The sequence below is a fragment of the Nonomuraea lactucae genome (assembly GCF_003313395.1).
In the GTDB taxonomy this organism is placed as follows: Bacteria; Actinomycetota; Actinomycetes; order Streptosporangiales; family Streptosporangiaceae; genus Nonomuraea; species Nonomuraea lactucae.
This window is the reverse complement of sequence record NZ_QNFZ01000542.1, coordinates 1-1700: the sequence shown is the minus strand read 5'-3', so window position 1 is coordinate 1700 and position 1700 is coordinate 1. Positions and strand designations below refer to the sequence as shown.

The following is a 1700-nucleotide window of genomic DNA, read 5'->3' as shown; positions in this document are numbered from 1 at the left end:
CCAGGGCCAGGCCCACACCGTCGAGGCCACCCCGCCGCACCGGCCGGCCCGCGGGCAGCAGCCGCGGCGCCGCCGCGACGAGAAGCAGGCCGATCGGCGCGTTGACGAAGAAGACCGCTCGCCAGCCCAGGCCCCACAGGTCGGCGGTGATGATGACGCCCCCGAGCGCCTGCCCGGCCATGCCGGCCAGGCCGAGGGTGGCGCCGAGCAGGGCGAACGCCCGCGGCCGTTCCCCCGGCGGGAAACCGGTGGTGACCAGGGCGAAGGCCTGCGGCACCAGCAGCGCCGCCGCTGCGCCCGCCACCAGGCGGGCGCAGAGCAGGACGGGCAGCGTCGGCGCCAGCCCGCACAGCGCGGTCGCCGCGACGAACCCGGCACCGCCGATCATCAGCATCCGGCGGAGACCGTAGCGGTCGCCGAGCACGCCGCCGGCGACGAGGCCGGCGGCGTAGGTGAAGGCGAACGCCGACACGATGAGCTCCAGCCCGGCCACGCCACCGGTCAGGGCGCGCTGCGCCGACGGGGCCGCGACGCCCACGGCGAAGAAGTCGAACAGCATCATGAACAGCGCCGCCAGCGGCAGCGGCAGGGCCTTCCAGCGGCGCGGGTCGTACGCCGTCACCGGCGCATCGACCCGACGCGCCTCCAGGACGCTGGTCATGGCCGTCCGTCCACGACGGCCACGGCGTCGATCTCCACCAGGAACGTCCCCGGCAGCGGCATGTACACGGTGGTGCGAGCGGGGTACGGCCGCGGGGCCAGCCGCGCGTACGCCGCGTTCATCTCGGCGAACAGCTCCGGATCGCGCAGGTACACCCGCGTGGCGACGACGTCGTCCAGGGTGGCGCCGGCGGCGCCGAGCACCGCCACGAGGTTGGCGAAGACCTGCTCCACCTGCTCGGTGACGGTGCCGCCGACCGGCTTTCCGGACGTCGGGTCGATCGCGATCTGCCCGGACACGTGCACGACGTCGCCCACGCGCACGCCCGCCGACAGGGGGAACCCCGGCTCCGCCCAGCCGGCGGGGGTGACCGCCCGCCTGCCGGCGCCGAGCTCCTCGATGTGCGGATCGTCGGCCGTGAAGCGCGGCCAGCCCGGGTCTCCCGCCGTGACGAAGCCCGTCCATGCCCTCTGCACCGCGGCGGTCAGCCCGTCCGCCCCGCGGGCGGAGCCGAGCAGGGCTCGCGGCCCGCGCAGCGAGGGCAGGCCGGTGGTGCCGAAGACGAACGGCAGCTCCATGCAGTGGGCCGCGCCGAGCGCGCCGTCGAAGGCGTCGGAGGACCAGCCGAACGTGTACCGGAAGGTGCGCCCACCGGCCGCGGCGTGCCCCCGGGCGAGCGCGCCGGTGCCGTCGCCGAACAGGGCGTCCGACATCTCACGGGCGTCACGGTCACGCCGGCCGGTCGGCACCTGGTAGAGGTTCGCCTCGTCGGCGGCGACCCCGATGAGCAGGTCGACGTCGTGGCCGCGGCCCGCGGCGACCGCGTCGGCCGGCTGCTCCGGGAGGGTGTCCGGGTCCAGCACCACCCCGAACGGGCCCAGCCCGAGCAGCGGATCGCGGGCGCCGTCGATGTCCAGGTCGAGCCCGGCCAGCGACGCGGCGTGCGCGACGAGGTCCGCGTCGGACAGCGCCGCGAACCCGGCGACGGTCGGCTCGACACCGGCCGCGGCGGCCAGCGCCTCGGTCACCCTGCGGGCCT

At 76.5% G+C, this 1700-nt stretch carries 2 protein-coding genes; both read right to left on the bottom strand.

Annotated features, from left to right (window positions below; genetic code table 11):
- The coding region (locus tag DQW85_RS23410; RefSeq protein WP_113702240.1) for an MFS transporter at window positions 1-661 on the bottom strand (661 nt) is incomplete at its 3' end.
- The coding region (locus tag DQW85_RS46025; protein ID WP_205315350.1) for a Rid family hydrolase at window positions 658-1700 on the bottom strand (1043 nt) is incomplete at its 5' end. The genes DQW85_RS23410 and DQW85_RS46025, both read right to left, overlap by 4 nt.